Origin of the sequence: Stenotrophomonas sp. SY1, assembly GCF_021202945.1 — a bacterium.
Classification (GTDB): domain Bacteria; phylum Pseudomonadota; class Gammaproteobacteria; order Xanthomonadales; family Xanthomonadaceae; genus Stenotrophomonas.
The window spans coordinates 21,247-44,271 of the sequence record NZ_JAJOYR010000001.1; the positions used below are offsets into that span (position 1 = coordinate 21,247).

The following is a 23,025-nucleotide window of genomic DNA, read 5'->3' on the forward strand; positions in this document are numbered from 1 at the left end:
GCGGGCGCGAAGAGCTTACCCCTCCCCAACCCTCCCCTGCTGCGCAAGGGAGGGGGTCAAAGGCGGTGCCCTTCAGGCACTCAAGCCAGCAGGCGCTCCGCCAATCCCGACCAGCGGCTGGCATGCCGCGCCAAGGCGGCTTCGATCACCTCGGCGCTGCCGGACAGGTGCAACCCATGCCGGGCGCGGGTGATGCCGGTGTACAGCAGTTCGCGGCTGAGCACTCGGTTGTCACGGCGTGGCAGTTGCAGCCAGACCTGGTCGAACTCCGAGCCCTGCGCCTTGTGCACGGTCATGGCGAACGCGCTCTCGTGCGCGGGCAAGGCCGCCGGGTGGAATGCGCGCGGGGTGAGCGGGTCATCGCCGGGAAACCAGGCGGTCGTGGCACGGCTGCCACCATCGTTCAGGCAGATGCCGATGTCGCCGTTGAACAGACGATGGCGGTAACTGTTCTCGGTGATGATCAACAGCCGCCCGTGGAAATAACCCGGGCCGGCGCTGCCGCGACGTTGCACGCCCGCCAGCCGCTCCTCGATGCGTGCGTTCAACCCGCGCGCACCCTGCGGGCCTTCGCGTACAGCCGTGAGCAGGCGCAGCCGACCGGTCAGCGCCAGCGCTTCGGCTGGGTTGCTGGCAGCGGTCAACGCCTCCCAGTACTGCTGCAACGGGCCACGCCAGGCCGTCAGCGGATCGATGTCGCCTTCATGGAAATGCACGCCGGCCAGCGATCCTTCGCGCAGCAATGCCAGCGCTTGAACCGCATCGCCCTGGCGCATGGCGGTGGCCAGGGGGGCCAGCTGCAAGGCCTCGCTCTGCCGGTAGCCGCGTTGCAGCTGCACGCGCGCGCCGGCGAAGGCGTTGGCGTGTTGCTCGATGGCCGGCGCCGGCACCTCGCCCAGCAGCGGTTGCAGCGCGCGCGCGTCTTCACCGCTGATGCGCTGGCCATCGCCGGCTGCACGCAGGATCGCGCTGAGTACGTCGCCGGCTTCCACCGAGGGCAGCTGATCGGGGTCGCCCAGCAACACCAGGCGCGTGCCATCAGCGATGGCTTCGACCAGCTTGGTCATCAGCGGCAGGTCGATCATCGAGGCTTCGTCCACCACCACCACGTCGTAAGGCAGCGGGTTGTCGGCGTGATGGCGGAAGCGTGGGGAGTCCGGAATCACGCCGAGCAGGCGATGCAGCGTGGTGCCGGTGCTGGGCAGTTGTTCGCACAGGCGCGGTTCGATGCCGATTGCGGGCAGTTGCTGCACGGCATTGCGCAGGCTTTCGGCCATGCGTTCGGCAGCGCGGCCGGTGGGTGCGGCCAGCGCGACGCGCGGCGCCGGCTTGCCTTCGGCGTGGGCCTGGGCGGCCAACAACACCAGCAGCCGGGTGATGGTGGTGGTCTTGCCGGTGCCCGGGCCGCCGGTGACCAGCAGCAGGTTGTGGCGCAAGGCAATGGCGGCGGCGCGGGCTTGGAGGTCCTGCGCCCGACCCTCATCCGCCCTGCGGGCACCTTCTCGCAGGGGGAGAAGGGAGGAATCAAGGTTGGCTGCACGGCTGTTGCCCCCTCTCCCTCCGGGAGAGGGCTGGGGTGAGGGTGCGTCGAACAGATCCGCTTGCTGTACGACGGACGCTCCCTGCCCCGGAAACAACTGCGCAAACACCCCGGCTAACCCGGCAACATCACCGGCTTCAACCGACGTCCGCCCAATCCGCTGCAACCCCGCCGCCAGACGACGCTCGTACTCGCGATAACGGCGCAGGTACAGCAACCCGTTTTCCCAGACCAACGGACCCGGCTGCGATTCCACCTGGTTGTCCACAGCGGTGGATATCCAGCGCGAGGCGGCCAGCTGTGCGCTCCATTCCTCCGGCGAAGGCCAGGACAGCCCAGCGTCCACCAGCCGCTGCGGCTGTGCCGGGTCGAAGCCTGCATGGCCCTGCGATACCGCCAGCGAAGCCAGCGCCGCTGCGGCCAGCACTTCGTCCGGGGTGTCCGCGTCCAGCCTGCGCAGGCTCTGCGCCAAGGCGTGGTCCAGCGGGCGCAGCGCACCGGCCTTGTTCAATGCCGCCAACAGGCTCATGCGTTGCCTCCCAGGCGTGCCAACAGCGCCGCATGGCCTTGCGGACCACCGGCAAACAATTCATCCACCGCGTGCACCAGTTCCGGTGCGAAGTGATGCGCGTACAGGCCGGGCGATGGCGTGCGCTCGGCATCCAGACCACGGCAGAACAGGTAACGAATGCCGCCGAAGTCACGTGCGTAGTCGTAACCGGCACCCAGGCGGAAGCGCAGCCAGCGGTGCAACGCCACGGTGTAGATCAGCGCCTGCAGGTCGTACTCGCTGTGGCGCATGGCCGCGTCCAACTGCGCCGGAGCGTAGTCCGGCAGCCGGTTGGACTTGTAGTCGAGCACGTACCAGCGCCCGTCGCGAACGTAGGTAAGGTCGATCTTGCCGGTCATCAGCCCTTCCAGCTGGCGGCGCAGGCCGAAACCGTGACGTCCGCGCACCACGCCGTGCGCATGCAACACGCGCAGCAGTGCCGGCACCGTGGTCGGCTGCATGGCGAAATGGAACTCGATTTCAGCACGGCGCTCGCCTTCGCCCAGCGAATGCAACGCGCCGCCTTCGGGCAGGGTGACGGTCAGCGTGCGTCCGATCAGTTCGGTCAGCAGCGTCACGCCGTCGGCGATGTCCTCTTCGACGTAGCCATCGGCGCGCAGGGCTTTGGCGATGATCTCGGCCTGCCCTTCCGGTGCGGTGGCGCCGGCTTTCCACTCCTTCCACGCGCCAAAATCGACGTTCTCCAGCGCAGCATGCAGCACGTTGCCGAAGCGGCTGCCGGCAAAGCGCGGGTCGAACACCTCCTGCTGCACCTCCACCGTTTCGCGGTCGGCGGCTTCGGCGTCCAGCACGGCATCGATATCCGGCTGCGCCGGTTCATCGGCTGCGCCGCCTTGCTCTTCGGTGGCTGCGGCGGACGTGTCCTGGCCGCCTTCGGCATGCGCCAGCTGGGTGAAGCTGTACACCCACCAGTCGTGCGGCACCGCGCGCTGCACCGTGCGTACCGGCGGCAGGGCCTGTTCGCGTTCGGCCGGCAGGCGCTGGGGCAGGCGGTCCGGGCCGCCGTCCACGATCTGGATATCGGGGTGCTCGGCCAGCGCCGCCATGTTCTGCAGCATCGGCCCCAGCCGCGAGGACGCCAGCCCTGTCAATGCGCCGCCAGTTATCCACAGCGCATGCTCGGCGCGGGTCAGGCCGACGTAGAGCAGGCGCGCGGTTTCGGCCTCTTCCTCGGCGTTGACCTGCTGGCCGATGGCCTTCCAGTCCGCGTCGTCCTTGTCGATCTTCCAATGCAGCACGCGCTGTTCACCGTCATGCACGGTGCGATGGTTGGACGTATCCGGCGCATTGGTGGCGATGCCGACAAACGGCAGGTAGACCAGCGGGTATTCCAGGCCCTTGCTCTTGTGCAGGGTGATGATCTGCACGCGGCGTGCGTCCGATTCCAGCCGCAGCAGCTGCGCTTCATCGCCTTCGTCGGCGTGCGCTATCTGGCCTTGCAGCCAGTCCAGCAGGCCATGCAGGCCAATGCTGCGGTTGCTGGCTTCCTGCAGTTGTTCGGCCAGTTGCAGATAGTTGGTCAAACGGCGTTCGCCATCGACCAGGCCCAACAGGCGCTCGGCCTGTTCGGCGCCCAGGTCCGAAAGCAACGCAAACACGCCGCCGCGCTGCCAGCGCTCGCGCCATTGCAGCAGGCGCTCCTGGTGCATGCGCTGGCGATCACCTTCGTGCTCCATCGCGGCGATCGTCGCGGCGTCCTCGCCCAGCAGCACGGTGGCCAGCGCCGCACGCAGGCGGCCTTCGTCGGCCGGTTGCAGCAGGGCCAGCAACAGCAGCCGCACTTCGTGCGCCTCGGCGCTGGCGAACAGGCTCTGCTTGCCGGCCGCGACCGCCGGAATGCCCACCGCAGCCAGCGCTTGCTGGATGCGCGCGGCCTCCTTGTGCGAACGCACCAGCACCGCGATGTCGCCGGGCTGCACCGGCTTCTTATCCACAAGCGCGCGGCCTTCGCGCGATGCGCTCAACACCTTGTGGATATCTTCCACGCAGGCCAGCGTGGCGGCATCGCGCGCCGGCTCGGCCTTCAGCGGTTTGCCATCTTCGTCGCTTTCGATCACGCACACGGTCAGTGCCGGCGCCGGTGCGCCATCAAACAGATAGTCATCGTCGCCGCGCTTGCTGCCCGGCAGCACCGGCTCGAACTGGATGCGCTCATCAAGGAAGGCGCTGCTGCCGGCGTTGTCGTACAGCGCCTGGATCGCGCGCAGCACGCCCGGCCGCGATCGGAAATTACGGTCCAGCGCCGGTGCCGCCTCGGCCAATGCCTTGGCCTGCAGATACGTGTGCACATCACCGCCACGGAAGCCGTAGATCGCCTGCTTGGGGTCGCCGATCAGGAACAGCGCAGCGGCGTCATTGCCATCGGCATCGGCGGCAAACACGCGGTGGAAGATGTCCCACTGGCGCGGATCGGTGTCCTGGAACTCATCCACCAGCGCGAAGCGGTACTGCGCGCGCAGGCGTTCGGCCAGCACCGCGCCGTGTTCGCCCTGCAGGGCGTGGGCGACGTTGTCGATCAGGTCGTCGTAGGTCTGCACCCGCCGCAGCTGCTTGAGCTGGGCCAGGCGCTGGCGCACGTCGGCGCGGAGCTGGTGCAGCAGCACGATCGACTGCTGTCGCTGCCAGCGCGTCACCTGCGCATTGGCCTGGATGAGATCGGCAATCAGCGGCTGCAGCGGCGACACCGGCGTGGTCTTGCCCTTGTTGGTCTTGGCGGTGAGCGCCTCCAGCGTGAGCCGCTCCAGCCGTTCGTCCAGCTCGGCCTGCGGATCGGGATGGCGGCTCCACTGCTGCAATTGCTGGAACAGCGGCTCGATCCAATCCGGCTTGTAGCTGGATTTGTTCAGCACGCCGGTTTCCATCGCAGCGCGCAGCTGGCGCAGATACTCCTCGCCATGCTCACCCATGCCGATGGCCAGCCGCTGTGCGGCCGCATCACGGAACGGGCGCGTGTCCTCGATCAGGGTGAGCGGTGGTGCCGGCAGCAACGGCAGCTCGGCGACCAGCGCCGGCAGATCCCTGGCCAGCGCATCAGGACTTTTCCACAGCCCCAGCAGCGCTTCCAGGTGCTCGCCCTGCCCGGCATGCAGACGCCACAGGTCGGCGGCCAGCTCGGTATGCAGCTCGCGGGTGTTGGCCAGCAGTTCCGGCGCGGCAAAGGTGTGGCCACTTTCCAGCGCGTATTCACCCAGCACGCGGGTGCAGAAGCCGTGGATGGTGAAGATCGCGGCCAGGTCGGTTTCCTCGGCCGCCACGCGCAGACGCCGGCCCAGCTGCGCGGCGGTTTCCGCGCCCTGCTGCAGATGGCGGCGCAGGATGCTGTGGGTAAGTGCGGTTTCCGGGCTGTCGGCAGCGTCCGGTTCCACCCCGACCAGCCGCGCGGCCAGGTCCAGCCGCTCGCGGATGCGCTTGCGCAGCTCCTGGGTGGCGGCATCGGTGAAGGTCACCGCCAGGATCTGGCCCATGCGCAGGCCCTGTTCGACCACCAGACGGGTGAACAGCGTGGCCAGGGTGAAGGTCTTGCCGGTGCCGGCGCTGGCTTCGATCAGGCGCAGGCCGTCCAGCGGAAGGTCCAGATAAGGATCGTGTGCCGCCGTACTCATGCGCCTGCTCCCGTTTCCGGCATGTCATCGAAATCGGGCATCAGGCGACCCTCGCGCAACGCCGAAAATATCAACAGGCTGTTGTGGATAAATCTGTGTGCAGTGCTTTCGTTGGCGAACGGATCGGTGCCGCGCAGCACCAGTTGCAGCGCTTCGCCATTGCGTTCGCCCCAGCTGTAATCACCGCCGTACCAGCGCGCCTGCGCGGCTTTTTCGCGGTCATCGGCGTCGCTGTTGTAGATCTCCCAGCCGGTGTAAGGGGCGAACAGAAGCGGCGCCTGCAATCCTTCAGAACGCAGCTGCAGCAAGGATTTCAGGGCTCTCTTTGCCTGTTCCGGAGGCAATGCGGGCAGGTCATGCGGACCATGCCCGGACTGCCCTGCGTCATGGAACTGCAACAGCGGCAAGCCTGCACCGGCGGCGTTGGCCAGCAGCCAATCCAGCCCGCCACGCATCACGTAAGCCACGCCCGCAGCACCGGCATGCAGCCGCACCAGTCCCTGTGGATGAATTTGATCCACACGTCCGTGCAGGCGCACGCCATCGAGCTGTATCTCGTAAAGCTGCGATTGCATTTGCTGACCGTCGTACCACTGCGAAAACGCTTCCGCGCTGGGCCGCACGCGTTCCAGCAAACGCTTGAACTGCTGCCGTCCAAGCGCGCCGGAAGGCAGCAGCGCGCGCGCGCGCAGGCGCTCATACAAGCCCTGTTCGCGGCCTTCGAGCAGCGCGCTCAACACCTGCTGCTGCAACGCCGAGTGTTCGCGCCCACCACCGGGCACCAGCAGCGGTTCGATGTCATCGCTGTCATCGATGTCACCGGCCAGGCGCAGACCCAGCCGCTGCCCCAGGAACTGCCCGGCCGGGTCGCTCAGGAAACGACGCAGCGCATCCAGCGACAGGCTGTCGTCGTTGAGCGCTTCAGGCAGCGGCGCCTGCAGTTGGCCGTTGAACCACGGCGCCAGCTGCCGGCGATCGCCGCCCACCGCACCAGCGGCCGGATACCACTGGCGCCGATAGCTGAAACGGCGCGGCTCGGCAGCGTCACCAAATGCGGCCGGCGCAAACGGTTGCAGCGGGTGCCGCACCACCAGCTGCTTGCGCACGGTGGCCGGTTCATCGTGATACGCCGACGCCGCATCGATCAGTTCGCTGACCAGCACCGACGGCTCGCGCACGCTGCCATCGCGCGCATCGGCACCGAGGTAGCTCAGATAGAACACGTCCTGCGCCGAGGCGAACAGCTGCAGGAACAGGAAGCGGTCGTCCACGCGCAATGAACGGTCGCCGTGGCGGCGGCGCTCGGTACCCAGTTCGGCGGTGAGACGGCTCAAGCCGGCCGCCGGATCGCGGCGCGGGAAGTCGCCATCGTTCAAGCCCAGCACGCAGATCACCCGGAACGGCAGCAGCCGCATCGGCACCATGCGGCCGAAGCTGATGCCACCGGTCAGCAGCGGCGCGCGGGTATCGGCCTCGGACAACACCGAGGCGAAATGCGCGCGCACCACCTCGGCCGGCACCGCCGTATCGAAGCCGGCCTTGTCGGCTTCGTCGGCGAACTCGTTGATGAGCTTGCGCAGCCGGTCCAGCGCGCGCTGCGCCGAGGCCTCGCTGGGGGTTTCCGGCAGCAGCGCAAGCAGCAGGCCGAGCAGGCGTTCGCGCCATTGCGTCGGGGTCAGCGCCTCGGCAAGCGTTTTCTGATGGCGCGCCAACACGCGCAACAGGCGGATCAGCGCATCCAGCGCGGCCAGCGCGCCGCCTTCCAGTTCCGGCCACGGCGCGACGCCACCAATGTCGTCTTCGCCGCCGCTGGCATGGCCAAGCAGCAGGCGATCGAGTGCGAACTGCCACGTATACGCGTCGTCCTGCGGCGCCTGGTGCTGCTGGCGGTGCATCGCATCCAGGCCCCAGCGCACGCCGGCGGCCTGCAACCAGCCGTGCAGGCGCTCGAACGCGGCCGCATCCAGCCCGGCAGCACTGGCCAACGGGGCGCTGGCCAGCAGATCGAGAATTTCGTTGAGGCCGAACCGCGACACCGGCAGGCCCAGCAGCTGCACGAACACCTCGGCCAGCGGCTCGCCCTGCAGCGGGCTGGCATCGGCCAGCGCCCAGGGAATGTGCTCGTCACTGCCACCGCGGCCACCGAACACCGACTCCAGATAAGGAACGTAGGGGTCGATGTCCGGCGCCAGCACCGCGATCTCGCGCGGCTGCAGCGGCGGGTCGAAGCGCGGGTCTTCCAGCAGCGCGCGCAGTTGGTCGTGCAGCACCTGCATTTCGCGCAGGCGCGTGTGGCAGGCATGAACCTGGATGCTGGGGTCGTCCATCCGCATCGCCGGACGCAACGGCGAAGGCAGCGCGCGGCGATGGAACAGATCGGCCTGCAGGCGACGCAGCAGGCTGTCGCCCAACCCGCCTTGTTCCAGGCCGGGGCCGGCATGCGCCTCCGGGTCCACATAGGCGGCAATTTCGCCGGTCGGGTGCACCACTTCGTAGCTGCCCAGCACCGCCATGAAATCGCGCCCGGCCGCACCCCAGGCCTGCAACAGCGGGTTCTCGCCCGCCTCCATGCCAAACGGATCGTCCAGGCCGCTGCGCAGCTTCTCGCTCAGCGTCTGCAGATCGCCCCAGTACGAGCGGGTCGGCGTGGGCATATAGAAGTGCAAGGTGCCGACCCGCGCCTGGGTGGCGATCACCCGCAGCACGTCCGGCGACACGTTGAGCGTGGCGAAGGCGAACAGCCGGCCCGGCAAACCCTGCGGCAACGGCTGGTGCTCGCTCTCAAAGCGCGCCAGGTAATCGTTGATGCGCCGCGCGCGGTACTGATGGCCGCCGGCGATATGCCGCCACAGGATCGCCTGCGGATCATCCGGCTCGGCGCCATCCTCCCAGCGCAGCAGCCAGTCGCGACGCCAGGCCTGGTACTTCTCGAACACCCCGCCCAGCTCGGCGGCCAGCGCCCACGGCCGCAGCGGGTCGTTGCGATCCAGATAGGCGCGCAGCCCGGCCATCTGCGGCCGGCGCATCAACTGCGGATCGGTCAACGCCGCGTACAACCGCCAATGCAGGCCGGTCGCACCCAGGTCATCGCGCTCGCCGGACACATTGGCTTTCAGCGCACGTGCGACGAACTCACCGGGGGTCAGGAATTCAAGGTTGGCAGCGATGCCGTACTCGGCCGCCAGCGTGGACTGCAACCAGCGCCGCATCGCCACCTGCGGGATCAGCACCGTGTCGGCCGCCAGCAACGGCTGGCCCGGTGCGGGTTCGCGCAACGCATGCGCCAGCAGCGAAGCCAGCACATCGAGCGAATTGGAGTGATAGAGACGAAAGTCGGGCGCGGCTGTCATCGCGCCATCTTGCCGTAGCTGCTTCTCCAGCGGTGAGATGAGGCTGTCCACAACCCTCTCGCCAAGCGGGGCATCTGCCGCGAAGCGGACGGTTACGCGTAGCGACAATGGCGGCATGCGCTGACACTGGCTGATCGGCAGCAGCGCATCATCGGCCAGGCCCACCGGCGTTCTGGCAGCACGACCAGGCAATGGTTTGACCACGGCCTGCGTGCACAGCCGCCAAGGCGACACTGTCTGCGGCGGTGGCGTTCCCTCGGGAGCCCTGCTCGGCCCGGTTCGGCACTACCCACGCAGCGGACAGTCGGTCGTCGTCGGGTACACGTGTGCCGGGCCAAGCCCGTTGCGGACAGTGTGTTGCTTGTCGCGGGACTATCCCACCCTCCTCTTGCGCCAGCGGAATGCGACAATACTGCACGGCCCAGTTCGGTTTTATTCAGCCGTAGCTGACGATCCTACAACGTTGGTTTTCCGTTAAAGGCCACCATGCCCTCCACCCGGACTCCTCTGGTGCAGTTGTCGAACGTGCGCATCGATCGCGGCGGACGCACGATCCTGCGCGATGTTTCGATGCAGGTACCACAAGGCAGCATCACCGCTGTGCTCGGTCCGTCCGGCAGCGGCAAGTCGACGCTGCTGGCAGCGTTGACTGGCGAACTGCGCGCGGCCAGTGGCAGCGTGCAGCTGTTTGGCCAGGATGTGCCTCGCGGCCACCGCGCGCTGCTGGAGATGCGCAAGAACGTCGGCGTGCTGCTGCAGGGCAACGGTCTGCTGACCGACCTGAGCGTGGCCGAGAACGTGGCCTTGCCGTTGCGCGCCCACACCCGCCTGCCGGAACCGGTGCTGCATCGCCTGGTGCAGATGAAGTTGCATGCCGTTGGCCTGCTGGCCGCCGCCGATGCCTGGCCGCGTGAGTTGTCCGGCGGCATGGCGCGGCGCGTGGCGCTGGCCCGTGCGTTGGCACTGGACCCACCGTTGATGATCTACGACGAGCCGCTGACCGGGCTGGACCCGATCGCCTCGGGCGTGATCATGAGCCTGATCCAGCGTTTGAATGACAGCCTTGGCCTGACCAGCATCATCGTCAGCCACCACGTGCACGAGACGCTGCCGATCTGCGACCAGGCGGTGGTCATCGCCAATGGCGGCATCGTGTTCTCCGGCAGCCCGGACGCGCTGCAGTCCAGCACCGATCCGCTGGTACGGCAGTTCCTGCACGGCGAACCGGACGGCCCGATCCCGTTCGATGCACCGGTGCGCAACTACGGGCTGGAGCGCGCGTGATGGTGCCGATGCACGAAATGCGTGATTCCTGCTCCCTCTCCCGCATGGCGGGAGAGGGTTGGGGTGAGGGCGCTTCTGCGCTCAAGGCTGCCCCCCTCCGCCCTTCGGGCACCTCCCCCCGCAAGCGGGAGGAGGACAGCGGCTTCTGCACCTCCAACACTTCAGGAGTCGCTCTCTGATGCCCTTCGCCTCCTCGATCCGCTCGCTCGGCCGCGCCGGCCTGTTCTCGCTGACCGTGCTGCGTGGTTCGCTGCCGACCCGCGACTTCCTGGCCGAACTGACCCGCGAGATCTACAAGATCGGCGCCCGCTCGCTGCCGATCATCGCCGTCGGCGGCGCCTTCGTCGGCCTGGTGCTGACCCTGCAGGGCTACCGCACGCTGACCACGTTCGGCGCCTCCGATGCCTTGTCCACGTTGCTGGGCCTGTCGCTGTACCGCGAGCTGGCACCGGTGTTGACCGCGCTGCTGTTCATCGGCCGCGCCGGCAGCTCGATTGCCGCCGAGCTGGGCCTGATGCGCGCCACCGACCAGATCAAGGCGCTGGAGCTGATGGCCATCGACCCGATCGCCAAGGCCGTGGCGCCGCGCTTCTGGGCGGCGGTGCTGACCGTGCCGCTGCTGACCGGCATCTTCTGCTCGCTGGCCATCGCTGGCGGTTACTTCGAAGCGGTGCATGTGCTGGGCCAGGACAACGGTACGTTCTGGTCGGGCCTGCGCGGCAGCGTCGATTTCTGGGATGACTTCGCCGTGGCCCTGCTCAAGTCGGCGATCTTCGGCGGCACCGCTGCGCTGGTTGCCGCGTATGTCGGCTTCCATGCCGAGCCGACCATCGAAGGCACCTCGGTGGCGACCACCCGCGCGGTGGTCAATGCCTCGCTGCTGGTGCTGATGTTCAACTTCGTGCTGTCGGCGCTGCTGTTCCAGTAATGCAACCCACGCCCGCGCCTGCCGCGTGGGAACAGAAACAAGAACGGCTTCGCCCACACGGCGGAGCACCAGATGGATCAGGAGTGAGATAACAACATGGCCATCCGTGGACCCAGACTCGAGTTTTCCGTAGGCGCGTTCCTGCTGCTGGCCCTGGCCTCGCTGCTGGTGCTCGCCGTGGCTTCCACCAACCAGCGCTTCGGCATGGGCGGCGGCGATTACGTGCTCAAGGCACGCTTCAGCCAGATCGGCCAGCTGCGCAAGCAGGCGCCAGTGAAGGTAGGTGGCGTGACCATCGGCCAAGTGGCTGATATTCAGCTGGACCCGGCTAAATACGATTCCATCGTCACCCTGGCGCTGGACAGCAAGTTCAAGGATCTGCCGGCCGATACCTCCGCAGGCATCTTCACCAGCGGCCTGCTCGGTGAGAGCTACATCGGCCTGCAGCCCGGTGGCGATCCGGAACCGCTGAAGTCGGGTGACGAGATCGTCTTCACCCAGCCCGCGGTGGACCTGATCCAGCTGGTCGGCAAGTACATGTTCAGCGGCGGCGGCACTCCCGCCGGTGCCAACGAAACCCCCGGCGCAGACGCGCCTGCAACGGAACCGCAACCATGAAAGTGAAACTGCTCACCGCCGTACTCGCTTCGGCGCTGCTGGCCACCACCCCGTCGCTGGTCCTGGCGCAGGCAGCGCGCCCGGCGGCCACCGCCGCACAGCCCTCGCCTGCCGGCCGCGCCGTACTCGATGCCAGCAGCCGCATCCTGTCCACGCTGGAATCCCGCCGCGCCGAGTTCCGCGGCAATCCGGCGGCATTGCGCGGCTTCATCGATGGCGAACTGAGCCGCACCTTCGATCGCGACTACGCCGCGCGCCTGGTGCTCGGCATCCACGGTCGCGGTGCTTCCGACGCCGACGTGAAGCTGTTCGCCGATGCGATGGCCGACAACCTGATGTCGCGTTACGGCTCCGCCCTGCTCGAGATCCAGGGCAAGCCCAGCTTCCGCTACAAGGGCGAAGCCCCGCTGCCGGGCAACCGCGGCGTCAAGGTCAGCACCGAGCTGGTGCGGTCCGGCAGCGAAACCACCCCGGTGGAGTACCTGATGCGCAACGTCGGCGGCCAGTGGAAGATCTTCGACGTGATGATCGAAGGCATCTCCTACGTGCAGACCTTCAAGAATCAGTTCGACGCCCCGCTGCGCCAGAAGTCGATCAAGCAGGTGGCCACCGAACTGCGCAACGGCAGCATGCAGGCTGCCCCGGGCCCGGCTCCCCGTGGCAAGTAACGCCAGCTTCCGCATTGCCGGCGACACGCTGCACCTGGCCGGCGTGCTCGACCGCGCAGCGGTAACCGCGTTGTGGCCGCAACTGGCGCGTGAGCTGGGCCCGCTGCGCCAGCTGGACCTGCAAACGGTCGAACGCGTCGACAGCGCCGGCTTGGCGTTTCTGGGCGAGCTGGCCGCTCACCTGCGTGCCCAGGGCGGTGGCCAGATCATCGGCTCTCCAGCCGGACTGGCGGAACTGGGCGCGGCCTACCGGCTGTCACCCACCCTTGATTTCAATGCGTCTTCAGCAGGAAGCTGACATGAGCCTTATCCGTTCCCTCCCCCTTCTGGTTGCGCTCGCGCTGTTGTCAGCGTGTGCCGGCAAGCCGGCCCGTGATTCGGCCCCGCCGACCGCAACGGTGGTGGCACCGTCCAGCACCGATGCAACGCTGGACGTTTCTGTCACCGCAGCTGATGCCAAGCCGACAAGCACAGCCGCCAGCGACACCGCGCAGGCCGATACCGATGACAACGTCGTCGCCCAGGACGGCAGCACCGGGACCCCCACGCCCACCACTGCCGAAGACGATTTCGCCGCGCTTTATGGCGGCCCGGTGGCGGCGAACAATGGCGACACCGGCAACGATGCGCCGCCGTCCTACGATCCGTGGGAGAAGTACAACCGCGGCGTGCACCGCTTCAACAACGCCGTCGATCGCGCCGTCGCCCGGCCACTGGCCACCGCGTACACCAACGTGGTGCCGCAGTTCGCACGTACCGGCGTGACCAACTTCTTCAGCAACCTGCGCTCGCCGTTGACCATGGTCAACCAGCTGCTGCAGGGCCATGCCGACGATGCCTGGGACACGCTGGGCCGTTTCCTGATGAACTCCACCTTCGGTATCGGTGGCCTGTTCGACCCAGCCAGCAAGGCGATGGTGCCCAAGCGCAGCGAGGATTTCGGCCAGACGCTGGGCGCCTGGGGCTGGCGTCAGTCGCGTTACGTGGAGCTGCCGTTCTTCGGCCCGCGCACGGTGCGTGACGTGTTCGGCCTGGCGGGCGACATTCCGCTCTCGCCGGTGCGCCAGATCGAAATGGACAAGGTCCGCATCGGCCTGCAGGGCCTGCAGCTGGTGGACATGCGCGCGCAGCTGCTGTCGATTGATTCACTGCGTGACGGCGCGGTGGACGAGTACTCGCTGACCCGCGATGCCTGGCTGCAGCGTCGCAGCTACCAGATCCAGAAGGACCTGCGTCGCGACCGCAAGCATGACGATGACGAGCAGCAGACCATTCCGGTCGACGCGATGCCGATGCCTGATTTCGGCGGCTGATCGTCTTTATTGCGTCAAACAAAAAAGCCCGGAGATATCCGGGCTTTTTCTGTGTCTGCTTTCTGTCCGCGCCTGCCGTCGCACTCCCGGCTTCAGCCGCCCGGCCCCTGTGCAACTGCGGTCCTTTCCGTAGTCAGGCGCGCTGTCAGCTTTGCGGCTGAAGCCGCTCCCACGGCGAGGTGGCGCCACGAAGTCAGCGCACCGCAGGGCTGGGATTCCCATCCCAGCCTATGCACGGCTTACGCCGCCAGCGCCTTGTCGATCGCCGCACGCAGGCCAGCGTCATCGGCGCTGGTATCCGGCGAGAAGCGGCCGATCACGGTGCCGTCCTTGCCGATCAGGAACTTCTCGAAGTTCCACAGCACGCCCGGCGCCGGGTTCGGTTCGATGTTGAAGCCAATGAGCTTTTCGCGCATCGGGCCTTCACCGGTAGCCACCGGCTGGGCGGCGGTGAGCTGCTGGTACAGCGGGTGGATGTCGGCGCCAACGACGCTGATCTTGGAGAACAGCGGGAAGCTGACATCGAAGTTCAGCGAGCAGAACTGCTTGATCTCTTCCTCGCTGCCCGGCTCCTGGCCGTTGAAGTTGTTGGCCGGGAAGCCCAGCACTTCAAGACCGGTATCCTTCTTTTCGCGGTACAGCTTTTCCAGGCCTTCGTACTGCGGGGTGAGGCCGCACTTGGAGGCGACGTTGACCACCAGCAGCACCTTGCCACGGTAGTCGCCCAGCGAAGCCGGTGCGCCGTCGATGGTGGTCAGCGCGGTGTCGTACACGGAAGCGGTCATTGCGGATTCCTGCTGGGGGATTGGGACGGCAAGCATAGCTGGCGCGTGCGTCGCTGGCACAGCTGTCTGGTAATGCCGGGCCATGCCCGGCAGGGGCGTTACCTACCCGACCCACGCCGGGCATGGCTCGGCGCTACTCCGCGTCTCAGGCCTCCTCGGTCACCGCATCTTCGCCTTCGTCATCGCCGCCGAGATCGCCCAGCAACGCCTGCGAGGCATCGGCCGACAACGTTTCCACGCCGCGCAGCTTGCGCTCGATGGTGCGGGTCTTGCGGCTGGCATCGCCCAGGCTCTTGCCGACGGTGTTGATCTGCTTCTCGGCCTTTTCCAGGATGCCAGCGAACTTGCCGAACTCACCCTTGACCGCACCCAGCAGACTCCACACTTCGGAGGAGCGCTGTTCGATGGCCAGTGTGCGGAAGCCCATCTGCAGGCTGTTGAGCAACGCGGTGAAAGTGGTCGGGCCGGCGATCACCACGCGGTGCTCGCGCTGCAACGCATCCACCAGCCCGGGGCGACGGATGGTCTCGGCGTACAGGCCCTCGGTGGGCAGGAACATCACCGCGAAATCGGTGGTGTGCGGCGGCACGATGTACTTCTCGCTGATCGATTTTGCCTGCACGCGGATGGCACGTTCGAGCTGGTTGCCACAACCGCGCACCGCCTCCTGGTCGCCGGCTTCCTGCGCATCGAGCAGGCGCTCGTAGTCCTCGCGCGGGAACTTGGAATCGATCGGCAGCCATACCGGCGTTTCATCATTGCCACGACCGGGCAGGCGCACCGCGAAGTCGACCATCTCGCCGCCGTCCGGGCGCACCTTTACTCCGCGTGCGTACTGCTCGGCGGTGAGGGTTTGTTCGAGGATGTTGTCCAGCTGCACTTCGCCCCAGCCACCGCGGTTCTTGACGTTGCTCAGCACGCGCTTGAGATCGCCCACGCCGGTGGCCAGCTGCTGCATTTCGCCCAAGCCGCGCTGCACCTGCTCCAGCCGTTCGGAAACCAGCTTGAACGAGGAATCCAGGCGCGTGTTGAGCGTGCTCTGCAACTTCTCGTCCACGGTCTGCCGCATCAGTTCGAGCTTGGCCGCGTTGTCGCCCTGCAGGTCCTTCAGGCGTGCTTCCAGCGTTTGCCGCATTTCGGTGATGCCGGTTTCGTTGCGCTGGGTGAGTTCAAGCAGGCGCTGGCCAAGCATGTCGCCGAAGCGCTGCTGCACCTGCGCGCCTTCCTCGCGGCCCTTGCGGGTTTCTTCCAGCAGGGCCTGCTGCAGGCTGGCCAGCTGGCGGGCGAAGGCTTCCATCCGCACCTGCTGCTGTTGGCCGAAGGCATCGAGCTGGTCACGGATTTCCTGCAGGCGCGTACCCAGTAGTTGCGCCAGTTGCTGCTGAACGTTGCTGTTTTCCTCGCGGCCCTTGCGGGCGTCGTCGGTGAGGCTGTCGCGCAGCAGGTCCAGGCGCTGGTCGGTGCGTGTGGACAAGTCGGTGAGGTTGCGGCCAAAGCCGTCCATGCGTGCGTCCTGCTGGCGGGTCATCGCCTCCAGGTGCTCGCGCAGTTCGCCACGGCCGTTGCGCTGTTCTTCGCGCAATGCGTTTTCCAACGCGGTGTTGTCGGCACGACGGAACAGCAGCACCAGCTGCAGCACGATGACGGCGACCAGCAGGCCGCCCAGGATCAGGGTTTCAGTTTGCATGGGGGAAGTTTAGCCCCCCGCGTCTCAACGGCTGCGTCGCATCTGCGATCATGTGCGACCCCACGCTGCGTCCATTCCCATGAAGTTGCTGCCCTCCCTGTTGCTGGGCCTGAGCTACCTGTTGCCGCTGTCGGCACTGGCTGCCAGCTCGCAGACCATCACCTCGCCCGATGCCCTGCCCGCCAACGACACGCGCCCGAAGGTATTCCTGGCCGGCAGCATCGAGATGGGCAAGGCCGGTGACTGGCAGCAGCAGGTGCAGCAGGCGCTGTCCGAGGAAGGCGTGCTGATGCTCAACCCGCGCCGTGCCGACTGGAATCCCGCCTGGCGGGCCGAGGCCGACGAGCCCGAGTTCCGCCGCCAGGTGGAATGGGAACTGGCCGCGCTGGAGCAGGCCGACATCGTGCTGATGTACTTCACGCCGGGGACGCAGAGCCCGATCACGCTGCTGGAATTCGGCCTGTACGCACGCTCGGGCAAATTGCTGGTGGCTGCGCCGCAGGGCTTCTGGCGCAAGGGCAACCTGGACATCACCGGCGACCGTTACGGCGTACCCCGCTACGACGACCTGCCGGCACTGATCAACGCGGTGAAGCAGCGGATAGCGGACCAGCGCGCGCTGCAGGCCGGGAAGTAAGCCATGCCGTGGATGGGCATCAACGACCTGAGCACCTTCGTGGTGGCGGTCATCCTGTTCCTGATGTTGCCTGGCCCGGGCACCTTCACCCTGCTCACCGCCACCGCACGCGGCGGCATCCGCGCCGGTTACGCAACGCTGGCCGGGCTGATGCTGGGCGACCAGATCCTGATCGCCATCGCCGCCACCGGCGTGGCCGCATTGTTGCAGACGCACCCGATGCTGTTTGCCGGACTGCGCTACGTGGGCGCGGCCTATCTGATCTGGGTGGGCATCCAGCTGCTGCGCGAGCCGGCCGCCGCTGAGGGTGCCGCACCGGTGATGCACGGCCGCCGCTGGTTCCGCCAGGCACTGCTGGTGGGCGTGCTCAACCCCAAGGCGATCCTGTTCTACATGGCGTTCTTTCCGCTGTTCATCGACCCGGTCACCCAGCGGGGTGCGCTGACCCTGGCCACGATGGCGGTGTTGATCGCGGTGCTGAGCATCGGCTGGTGTTCGGTGTTGATCTTCGGCGGCCAGTTCATCGCGCGACGGTTGGCGGGCTATCCACGCGTTGGCGTGTGGCTGCGCAGGGCCGTGGGCGTGTGCCTGGTGGTGTTCGGGGTGCGGTTGGGGATGGAGTAAGCGCGGGGATTGGGCTTTTGGCTTTTGGCTTTCGGCTTCGGCTTTGGGCTTTGGGCTTAGCTTGGCCTTCAGCGCTTGGCTCTTCCCTTCTCCCGTTCGCGGGAGAAGGTGCCCGCAGGGCGGATGAGGGGAAGCGCGCGGCGCGCGTTTAAACTGATTGTTGAAGCACCTGCATCGAGCAAGCGTCCCCACTTCGATCCGCCCTCACCCCACCTCCGCGCCCCGGCCCTTGCGCTGGCGCAAGGGCGTTCAATGAGCAGCGATCCAGTGGTTCGCAAGCTGCCCTCTCACCCCGCAGGCGTGAGAGGGGCTAAAAAAACGTCTCCCCGCTGTACGATCCTCCTCGTTCGCTTTTGCGGAGAGCTGCAATGGACATCCACTGCAAGCGCGCCTACGAAACCGCCAGTGCCGGCGACGGCCAGCGCTTCCTGGTCGACCGGCTGTGGCCCCGTGGGGTCAGCCGCGAGGCGTTGCAGGCCACCTGGCTGAAAGAGGTCGCGCCGAGCACCGGGCTGCGCCAGTGGTTCGACCACAGTGCCGAGCGCTGGCCCGAGTTCCAGCAACGCTACTGGCATGAGCTGGCCACTTATCCACAACATCTCAAACCGCTGCGCGATGCCCTGGATGCCGGGCCGATAACGCTGGTCTACGGCGCCCGCGACACGCACCACAACCAGGCCATCGCGCTGCGCGCCTATCTGCTGGCCCATCCCCGCCATTCACATTGAACCGCCACTGCAGCTTTTGTGCCGGTTCCGGCACCGCTGCCAGCGGCTGCCGCCAAAGCCTCGGAAAACAACGGTATTTCTGGCTTTGCTGCACTGCATTGCGCCAAACTCGGCCCCTTTCCTGAACCACCACGAACCGCGAGGTCGTCCGCATGCAATCCTGGCTCCGGCGCAAATCCATCGACCAGCTCACCGAACATGAGGAAGGCCGCCGGCTGATCCCGTCGCTGAGCTGGCCCCATCTGGTCGCCCTGGGCATCGGCGCCATCGTCGGCACCGGCATCTACACGCTGATCGGCGTGGGCGCGGACAAGGCCGGCCCGGCAGTGCTGCTGTCCTTCATCATCGCCGGTGCGGTCTGCGCCTGCGCGGCGCTGGCCTATGCCGAGCTGTCGACGATGATGCCGGCCGCCGGCAGCGCCTATACCTACAGCTACAGCGCACTGGGCGAGACCGTCGCCTGGGTGGTGGGCTGGAGCCTGATCCTGGAGTACTCGCTGGTGGTCAGCACCGTGGCGGTGGGCTGGTCGGGCTACTTCGTCGGCTTCCTGGAGTGGCTGCACACCACGATGGGCTGGAACGTGATGCTGCCGCAGGCGCTGGCCGCCGGCCCGCACGTGGAAGGCGGCTTCATCAACGTGCCGGCGATCGTCATCACCTTCCTGGTGGCGGGCATGTTGATGGTTGGCACCAAGGAAAGCGCCACGCTCAATGCGGTGCTGGTGGTGTTGAAGCTGATCGCGCTGGCGGTGTTCGTGGCCGTGGCGCTGCCGATGTTCAACGCCGACAACCTGCAGCCGTTCATGCCGTATGGCTTCTCGAAGTCGCTCGACGCCGACGGCGTGGAACGCGGTGTGATGGCGGCAGCGGCGATCATCTTCTTCGCCTTCTACGGCTTCGACGCGATTTCCACGGCCGCCGAGGAAACCAAGAACCCCAAGCGTGACCTGTCCATCGGCATCATCGGTTCGATGGTTGGCTGCACCATCATCTACCTGCTGGTGGCGCTGGCTGCGGTCGGTGCGATGAGCTACACGGTGTTCGGCAAGAGTGCCGAGCCGCTGGCGCTGATCATGCGCGAACTGGGTCACGGTACCGCCGCATTGGTGATCGGCATCGTCGCCATCATCGCCCTGCCGACCGTGCTGCTGGCGTTCTTCTATGGCCAGAGCCGCATCTTCTTCGTGATGTCGCGTGACGGCCTGTTGCCGCGTGGCCTGTCCAAGGTCAACCAGCGCACCGGCACCCCGGTGACCATCACCCTGTTCACGGCGGTGCTGGTTGCCGCGCTGGCCGGTGTGGCGCGCCTGGACGAGATTGCCGCGCTGGCCAATGCCGGCACGCTGGCCGCGTTCACCGCCGTGGGCCTGTGCCTGCTGGTGCTGCGCAAGCGCGAGCCGAACCGCCCGCGCACCTTCCGCACGCCGCTGGCGTGGGTGGTGGGTCCGCTGGCCATCGGTGGCTGCCTGTATCTGTTCTTCAGCCTGCCGACCACCACGCAGAAGTGGTTCCTGATCTGGAACGCGGTGGGCCTGGTGGTGTACGTGCTGTACGGCCGCCGCAACGCGTTGCTGGGCAAGAAGTAATCCACAGCCTTTCTGTGGATAAACAATCCACAGCTGGATTGTGGATAACACTCAAAGCGGGCTTCGGCCCGCTTTTTGTTTTTTGAAGATGGCTTGAGAAGCACCCCTCCCCAACCCTCCCCTGCTGCGCAAGGGAGGGGGTAGAAGCGACTTTGCCGCCGTCTGTCAGGCCTCGTGATCTTTTCCCTCCCTTTGGCCGCAGGCCAAGGGGAGGGTTGGGGAGGGGTCGCTTCCCGCTCCCGCCTACAACCTCACTGCCCGCGCTGCTTGGCCGCGTAGTCCTGCGCCTGACGCATCACCCGCAATACGTTGCCACTCCAGATGTTGGCGATCTGCGCATCGCTCAAACCACGGCGCTGCATCCACGCGGTGATCTTGGGCAGGTCGGCCGCATCTTCCATGCCGGTCACGCCGCCGCCGCCGTCCCAATCCATGCCGATGCCGACATGATCCGGGCCGACCACGTCGAGCATGTGGCCGAAGTGCTGGAAGAAATCATCCAGCGTGGCCTTGCGACGCGGGAACTGCTTGTCCAGTTCGGCCATGGCCTTGGCCAGTTCCACACCCTTGGCCATGGTCATGTTTTCCCAGCCGCCCAAGCGCTTCTCCAGCGCTTCCTCGGCCTGCTTGCGCTCGGCGCTCTTGGTTTCATCGACCAGGTAGCCGCCATAGGCATTGGCCTGGATCACCCCACCCTTGGCCGCCAGCTGACGCAGGCGCGCATCATCAAGATTGCGCGGGTGGTTGAAGATCGCCTTGGCCGAGCTGTGCGAAAGGATGAAGGGCACCGGCATCATTTCGATGAGGTTGTCGAACACCGCATCGGAGGCGTGCGACTGGTCGATGACGATGCCCAGCTTCACCGCATCATTGACCAGCGCCTTGCCGGTCGGGCTCAGGCCCTCCCATTCGGCGCCCTTCGGGTCGGTGGCCGAGTCGGCGAATTCGTTGTTGGCGAAATGCACGGTGGAAAGCAGGCGCAGGCCAGCGCTGTAGTAGAAGCTGAGCAAGGAGGGGTCGGCCACCAGCGGGCTGCCGTTCTCCATGCTGATGTAGACCACACGCTTGCCGGCAGCCTTGATGCGTGCGGCATCGTCGGCGGTCAGCGCCAGCTGGAATTTGTCAGGGTTGGCGGCCAGCATTTCGTGGATCTGCATCATCCGCTGCAGGCCGTGGTCGCGCTCAGCACGATGGGCCGCGACCGTGCGGTCGCCCTGGTCGGTATAGATGGCGAAAAAACCACCATCAAGCGCGCCTTCCACCATGCGCGGGTAGTCCACCTGCGACAGCGCGTTGTGATCGTGACGCTGCAGGATGTTGAAGTCCGCGCGGGCGAAGTTGGCCGGCGTATCCAGGTGCGAATCCAGGGTCAGCAGCTTATGCTGCAACTCACTGGCCTTGGCCAGTTCGGCCTGGCTGAATTCCACCGCCGAAGCCGCCAGCGGCCAGCACAGGGACAGCGATACCAACAGGGACAGCGGACGCAGCGTCATGAGGCCTCACCTTTACGGAAAGGCCCGACCTTAGCGCCGCAGGGGAAGCGGCGGCCAGTGACGGAAGGCAGGGATTGGGGATTGGTCAGTACCGTAGTGCCGAGCCATGCTCGGCAGCGGCATTACCGGCAGGGCCGGAGCGGAGCATGGCTCCGCTCCGGCAATTTCTGATCCCCGATCCGGGCGCGTCAGTCCAGCACGCGGCAGAACACCGCCTTGAGGTAACGCGATTCCTGCACGTGTGCCATGAACGGATGGTCCGGGCCGGCGCCGGCCACCTTCAGGATCTGGATGGTGCGGCCGGAGAAGTACGAGGCGCGGCGCAGCATGTCCAGGAATTCCTGCTCGCCGACCAGGCCGGTGCAGGAGAACGTGGCGAAAAGGCCACCGGGCTTGACCACGCCCAGCGCCAGCTTGTTCATGTCCAGGTACTTCTTCAGCGCCGGGATCACCTGGTCGCGGTCGCGGGTCATCTTGGCCGGATCCAGGATCACCACGTCGAACTGGTCGCCGCGGTTGGCCGCGTCACGCAGCCACGGGAAGATATCGGCCTGCACGAACTTGGGCTTGGCGTTGTTCAAACGCGCATTGCCCTTGGCGATCTGGATCACGTCCTGGTCGATGTCCACGCCCAGCACCTCGCTGGCACCGCGCGCGGCGGCGTACACCGCGAAACCACCGGTGTTGCAGCACAGGTCCAGCACGGTCTTGCCTTCCACCTGCTGGCTCAGCCACTCACGGTTCTCGCGCTGGTCGGCGAAGAAACCGGTCTTGTGCGCGCCGGCCGGGTCGGCACGGAACTTGATGCCGTATTCGGTGATCACCGACGGCTCGGTGGTAGTGTTGCCGTGGAAATCGAAGCTCTCCTGCTTCTGCACGTGTTCGTCGGCGAAGCTGTGGAAGCGGCAGCCCGGGAACTGTTCGCGCAGTGCGTCGTAGATCCATTCGCGGTGGCGGAACATGCCTGCGGCGAAGAATTCGACCACGATCAGGTCGGCATAACGGTCCACGACCAGGCCGGACAGACCGTCGCCTTCGCTGTGGACAACGCGCCAGGCGTCGGAGATGGCATCGAGCTTGAGCACGTCACGACGCAGCGACACCGCATCGGCGATCTTGCGGGCGAACCAGGCCTGATCCACCGCCACGTCCGGATGGGTTTCCAGAATGCGCACTGCGATCCGCGAATGACCGTTGTAGAAACCACGACCAATCCACTCGCCATCCACGCCGACCACGTCGACGATGGTGCCCGACTTGGGCTTGACGGTCGGCTTTTCGACCAGTTTCTGGAAAATCCACGGGTGGCTGGAGCGCCACGCGTTCTTCAGGCGTACGACGGGAAGTGGGGTATTCATGCCGCTATTGTAGCCGCGCGCGCCATCGGCCCTTCACCGCATTCATTGACGGCCGAAGCCGTACGCGTCAGTATTCGGCCCCAGAAGGGGAGTAGCTCCCAGACGTTGTCGCCGTCAATTCGAGCCGCAAGGCTCCGGTGCAACGGCAGTTCCGACCGCCGGGACTGTGAGCAAGACCTTCGCCGCATTGGCGAAGCTCTGTCCCCGGTCTCCCCTGATTCCGTGTCCAGCTCTTGGCCCATGTGGCCCCAAG

Annotated in this window: 17 protein-coding genes; 10 read left to right on the top strand and 7 right to left on the bottom strand. The window is 66.5% G+C overall.

Features of this window, described 5'->3' with window-relative positions; genetic code table 11:
• Nucleotides 1-80: 80 nt before the first annotated feature.
• Genes recD through recC form a run of 3 tightly spaced genes read right to left on the bottom strand, consistent with a single transcriptional unit; the run spans nucleotide 81 to nucleotide 9,063 of the window.
• A complete protein-coding gene (gene recD, locus LR961_RS00070) occupies nucleotides 81-2,069 on the bottom strand; it encodes an exodeoxyribonuclease V subunit alpha (protein ID WP_232146311.1) in 1,989 nt (662 codons plus the stop codon).
• On the bottom strand, nucleotides 2,066-5,713 hold the full coding sequence (recB, locus tag LR961_RS00075) for an exodeoxyribonuclease V subunit beta (RefSeq protein WP_232146313.1): 3,648 nt from the start codon (nucleotides 5,711-5,713) through the stop codon (nucleotides 2,066-2,068). Before recB ends, recD begins: the two co-directional genes overlap by 4 nt.
• Nucleotides 5,710-9,063, bottom strand: coding sequence for an exodeoxyribonuclease V subunit gamma (gene recC / locus LR961_RS00080; RefSeq protein WP_232146323.1), 3,354 nt, complete (start codon nucleotides 9,061-9,063; stop codon nucleotides 5,710-5,712). The genes recB and recC overlap by 4 nt, the downstream gene beginning before the upstream one ends.
• Nucleotides 9,064-9,549: 486 nt before the next feature.
• Between recC and LR961_RS00085 the strand changes: the two genes are divergently transcribed.
• The 6 genes from LR961_RS00085 to LR961_RS00110 all read left to right on the top strand — a co-directional run bounded on the left by LR961_RS00085 (nucleotide 9,550) and on the right by LR961_RS00110 (nucleotide 13,874).
• Nucleotides 9,550-10,347, top strand: coding sequence for an ABC transporter ATP-binding protein (locus LR961_RS00085; RefSeq protein WP_232146325.1), 798 nt, complete (start codon nucleotides 9,550-9,552; stop codon nucleotides 10,345-10,347).
• 178 nt (nucleotides 10,348-10,525) lie between these two features.
• Complete coding sequence (locus tag LR961_RS00090) at nucleotides 10,526-11,275, top strand: MlaE family lipid ABC transporter permease subunit (RefSeq protein WP_057635999.1); 750 nt, start codon at nucleotides 10,526-10,528, stop codon at nucleotides 11,273-11,275.
• Between the two features lie 96 nt (nucleotides 11,276-11,371).
• Nucleotides 11,372-11,893, top strand: a complete 522-nt coding sequence (gene mlaD / locus LR961_RS00095; protein WP_232146327.1) for an outer membrane lipid asymmetry maintenance protein MlaD — start codon at nucleotides 11,372-11,374, stop codon at nucleotides 11,891-11,893.
• On the top strand, nucleotides 11,890-12,561 hold the full coding sequence (locus LR961_RS00100) for an ABC transporter substrate-binding protein (protein ID WP_232146329.1): 672 nt from the start codon (nucleotides 11,890-11,892) through the stop codon (nucleotides 12,559-12,561). Before mlaD ends, LR961_RS00100 begins: the two co-directional genes overlap by 4 nt.
• Entirely contained in the window at nucleotides 12,551-12,859 is a 309-nt protein-coding gene (locus LR961_RS00105; protein ID WP_232146331.1) for an STAS domain-containing protein, read from the top strand. Before LR961_RS00100 ends, LR961_RS00105 begins: the two co-directional genes overlap by 11 nt.
• A 1-nt stretch (nucleotide 12,860) precedes the next feature.
• Complete coding sequence (locus tag LR961_RS00110) at nucleotides 12,861-13,874, top strand: MlaA family lipoprotein (protein ID WP_232146333.1); 1,014 nt, start codon at nucleotides 12,861-12,863, stop codon at nucleotides 13,872-13,874.
• Between the two features lie 239 nt (nucleotides 13,875-14,113).
• Here the strand turns inward: LR961_RS00110 and LR961_RS00115 are convergent, their stop codons facing one another.
• Together LR961_RS00115 and rmuC are read right to left on the bottom strand one after the other, a co-directional pair.
• A complete protein-coding gene (locus tag LR961_RS00115) occupies nucleotides 14,114-14,659 on the bottom strand; it encodes a glutathione peroxidase (protein ID WP_232146335.1) in 546 nt (181 codons plus the stop codon).
• 145 nt (nucleotides 14,660-14,804) lie between these two features.
• Nucleotides 14,805-16,346 (bottom strand): DNA recombination protein RmuC, encoded by a 1,542-nt coding sequence (gene rmuC, locus LR961_RS00120; protein ID WP_232146337.1) that lies wholly within the window; start codon nucleotides 16,344-16,346, stop codon nucleotides 14,805-14,807.
• A 79-nt stretch (nucleotides 16,347-16,425) separates the two neighbouring features.
• On the opposite strand from rmuC, the gene LR961_RS00125 reads away from it, so the two are divergent.
• The 4 genes from LR961_RS00125 (at nucleotide 16,426) to LR961_RS00140 (ending at nucleotide 19,921) form a co-directional block, all read left to right on the top strand.
• The gene (locus LR961_RS00125; protein WP_232146339.1) at nucleotides 16,426-16,983 is read left to right on the top strand and encodes a nucleoside 2-deoxyribosyltransferase domain-containing protein; all 558 of its coding nucleotides are present in this window, start codon (nucleotides 16,426-16,428) and stop codon (nucleotides 16,981-16,983) included.
• 3 nt (nucleotides 16,984-16,986) lie between these two features.
• Complete coding sequence (gene leuE / locus LR961_RS00130) at nucleotides 16,987-17,607, top strand: leucine efflux protein LeuE (RefSeq protein ID WP_232146341.1); 621 nt, start codon at nucleotides 16,987-16,989, stop codon at nucleotides 17,605-17,607.
• Between the two features lie 368 nt (nucleotides 17,608-17,975).
• Nucleotides 17,976-18,335: a DUF488 family protein gene (locus tag LR961_RS00135; protein WP_232146342.1), complete on the top strand. Its 360-nt coding sequence runs from the start codon at nucleotides 17,976-17,978 to the stop codon at nucleotides 18,333-18,335.
• A gap of 152 nt (nucleotides 18,336-18,487) precedes the next feature.
• The gene (locus LR961_RS00140; protein WP_232146344.1) at nucleotides 18,488-19,921 is read left to right on the top strand and encodes an amino acid permease; all 1,434 of its coding nucleotides are present in this window, start codon (nucleotides 18,488-18,490) and stop codon (nucleotides 19,919-19,921) included.
• A gap of 251 nt (nucleotides 19,922-20,172) precedes the next feature.
• Here LR961_RS00140 and LR961_RS00145 read toward each other — a convergent pair whose 3' ends face one another.
• Together LR961_RS00145 and LR961_RS00150 are read right to left on the bottom strand one after the other, a co-directional pair.
• Nucleotides 20,173-21,414, bottom strand: coding sequence for a dipeptidase (locus tag LR961_RS00145; RefSeq protein ID WP_232146346.1), 1,242 nt, complete (start codon nucleotides 21,412-21,414; stop codon nucleotides 20,173-20,175).
• Between the two features lie 188 nt (nucleotides 21,415-21,602).
• Nucleotides 21,603-22,772 (bottom strand): class I SAM-dependent rRNA methyltransferase, encoded by a 1,170-nt coding sequence (locus LR961_RS00150; RefSeq protein ID WP_232146348.1) that lies wholly within the window; start codon nucleotides 22,770-22,772, stop codon nucleotides 21,603-21,605.
• Nucleotides 22,773-23,025 lie beyond the last annotated feature (253 nt).

Coding starts and splice junctions, on each gene's coding strand:
- recC (WP_232146323.1), bottom strand. CDS start 9,063: ATGACAGCCGCGCCCGACTTTCGTCTCTATCACTCCAATTCGCTCGAT.
- LR961_RS00110 (WP_232146333.1), top strand. CDS start 12,861: ATGAGCCTTATCCGTTCCCTCCCCCTTCTGGTTGCGCTCGCGCTGTTG.
- mlaD (WP_232146327.1), top strand. CDS start 11,372: ATGGCCATCCGTGGACCCAGACTCGAGTTTTCCGTAGGCGCGTTCCTG.
- recB (WP_232146313.1), bottom strand. CDS start 5,713: ATGAGTACGGCGGCACACGATCCTTATCTGGACCTTCCGCTGGACGGC.
- LR961_RS00150 (WP_232146348.1), bottom strand. CDS start 22,772: ATGAATACCCCACTTCCCGTCGTACGCCTGAAGAACGCGTGGCGCTCC.
- rmuC (WP_232146337.1), bottom strand. CDS start 16,346: ATGCAAACTGAAACCCTGATCCTGGGCGGCCTGCTGGTCGCCGTCATC.
- LR961_RS00100 (WP_232146329.1), top strand. CDS start 11,890: ATGAAAGTGAAACTGCTCACCGCCGTACTCGCTTCGGCGCTGCTGGCC.
- LR961_RS00135 (WP_232146342.1), top strand. CDS start 17,976: ATGGACATCCACTGCAAGCGCGCCTACGAAACCGCCAGTGCCGGCGAC.
- LR961_RS00145 (WP_232146346.1), bottom strand. CDS start 21,414: ATGACGCTGCGTCCGCTGTCCCTGTTGGTATCGCTGTCCCTGTGCTGG.
- LR961_RS00125 (WP_232146339.1), top strand. CDS start 16,426: ATGAAGTTGCTGCCCTCCCTGTTGCTGGGCCTGAGCTACCTGTTGCCG.
- LR961_RS00115 (WP_232146335.1), bottom strand. CDS start 14,659: ATGACCGCTTCCGTGTACGACACCGCGCTGACCACCATCGACGGCGCA.
- LR961_RS00090 (WP_057635999.1), top strand. CDS start 10,526: ATGCCCTTCGCCTCCTCGATCCGCTCGCTCGGCCGCGCCGGCCTGTTC.
- recD (WP_232146311.1), bottom strand. CDS start 2,069: ATGAGCCTGTTGGCGGCATTGAACAAGGCCGGTGCGCTGCGCCCGCTG.
- LR961_RS00140 (WP_232146344.1), top strand. CDS start 18,488: ATGCAATCCTGGCTCCGGCGCAAATCCATCGACCAGCTCACCGAACAT.
- leuE (WP_232146341.1), top strand. CDS start 16,987: ATGCCGTGGATGGGCATCAACGACCTGAGCACCTTCGTGGTGGCGGTC.
- LR961_RS00085 (WP_232146325.1), top strand. CDS start 9,550: ATGCCCTCCACCCGGACTCCTCTGGTGCAGTTGTCGAACGTGCGCATC.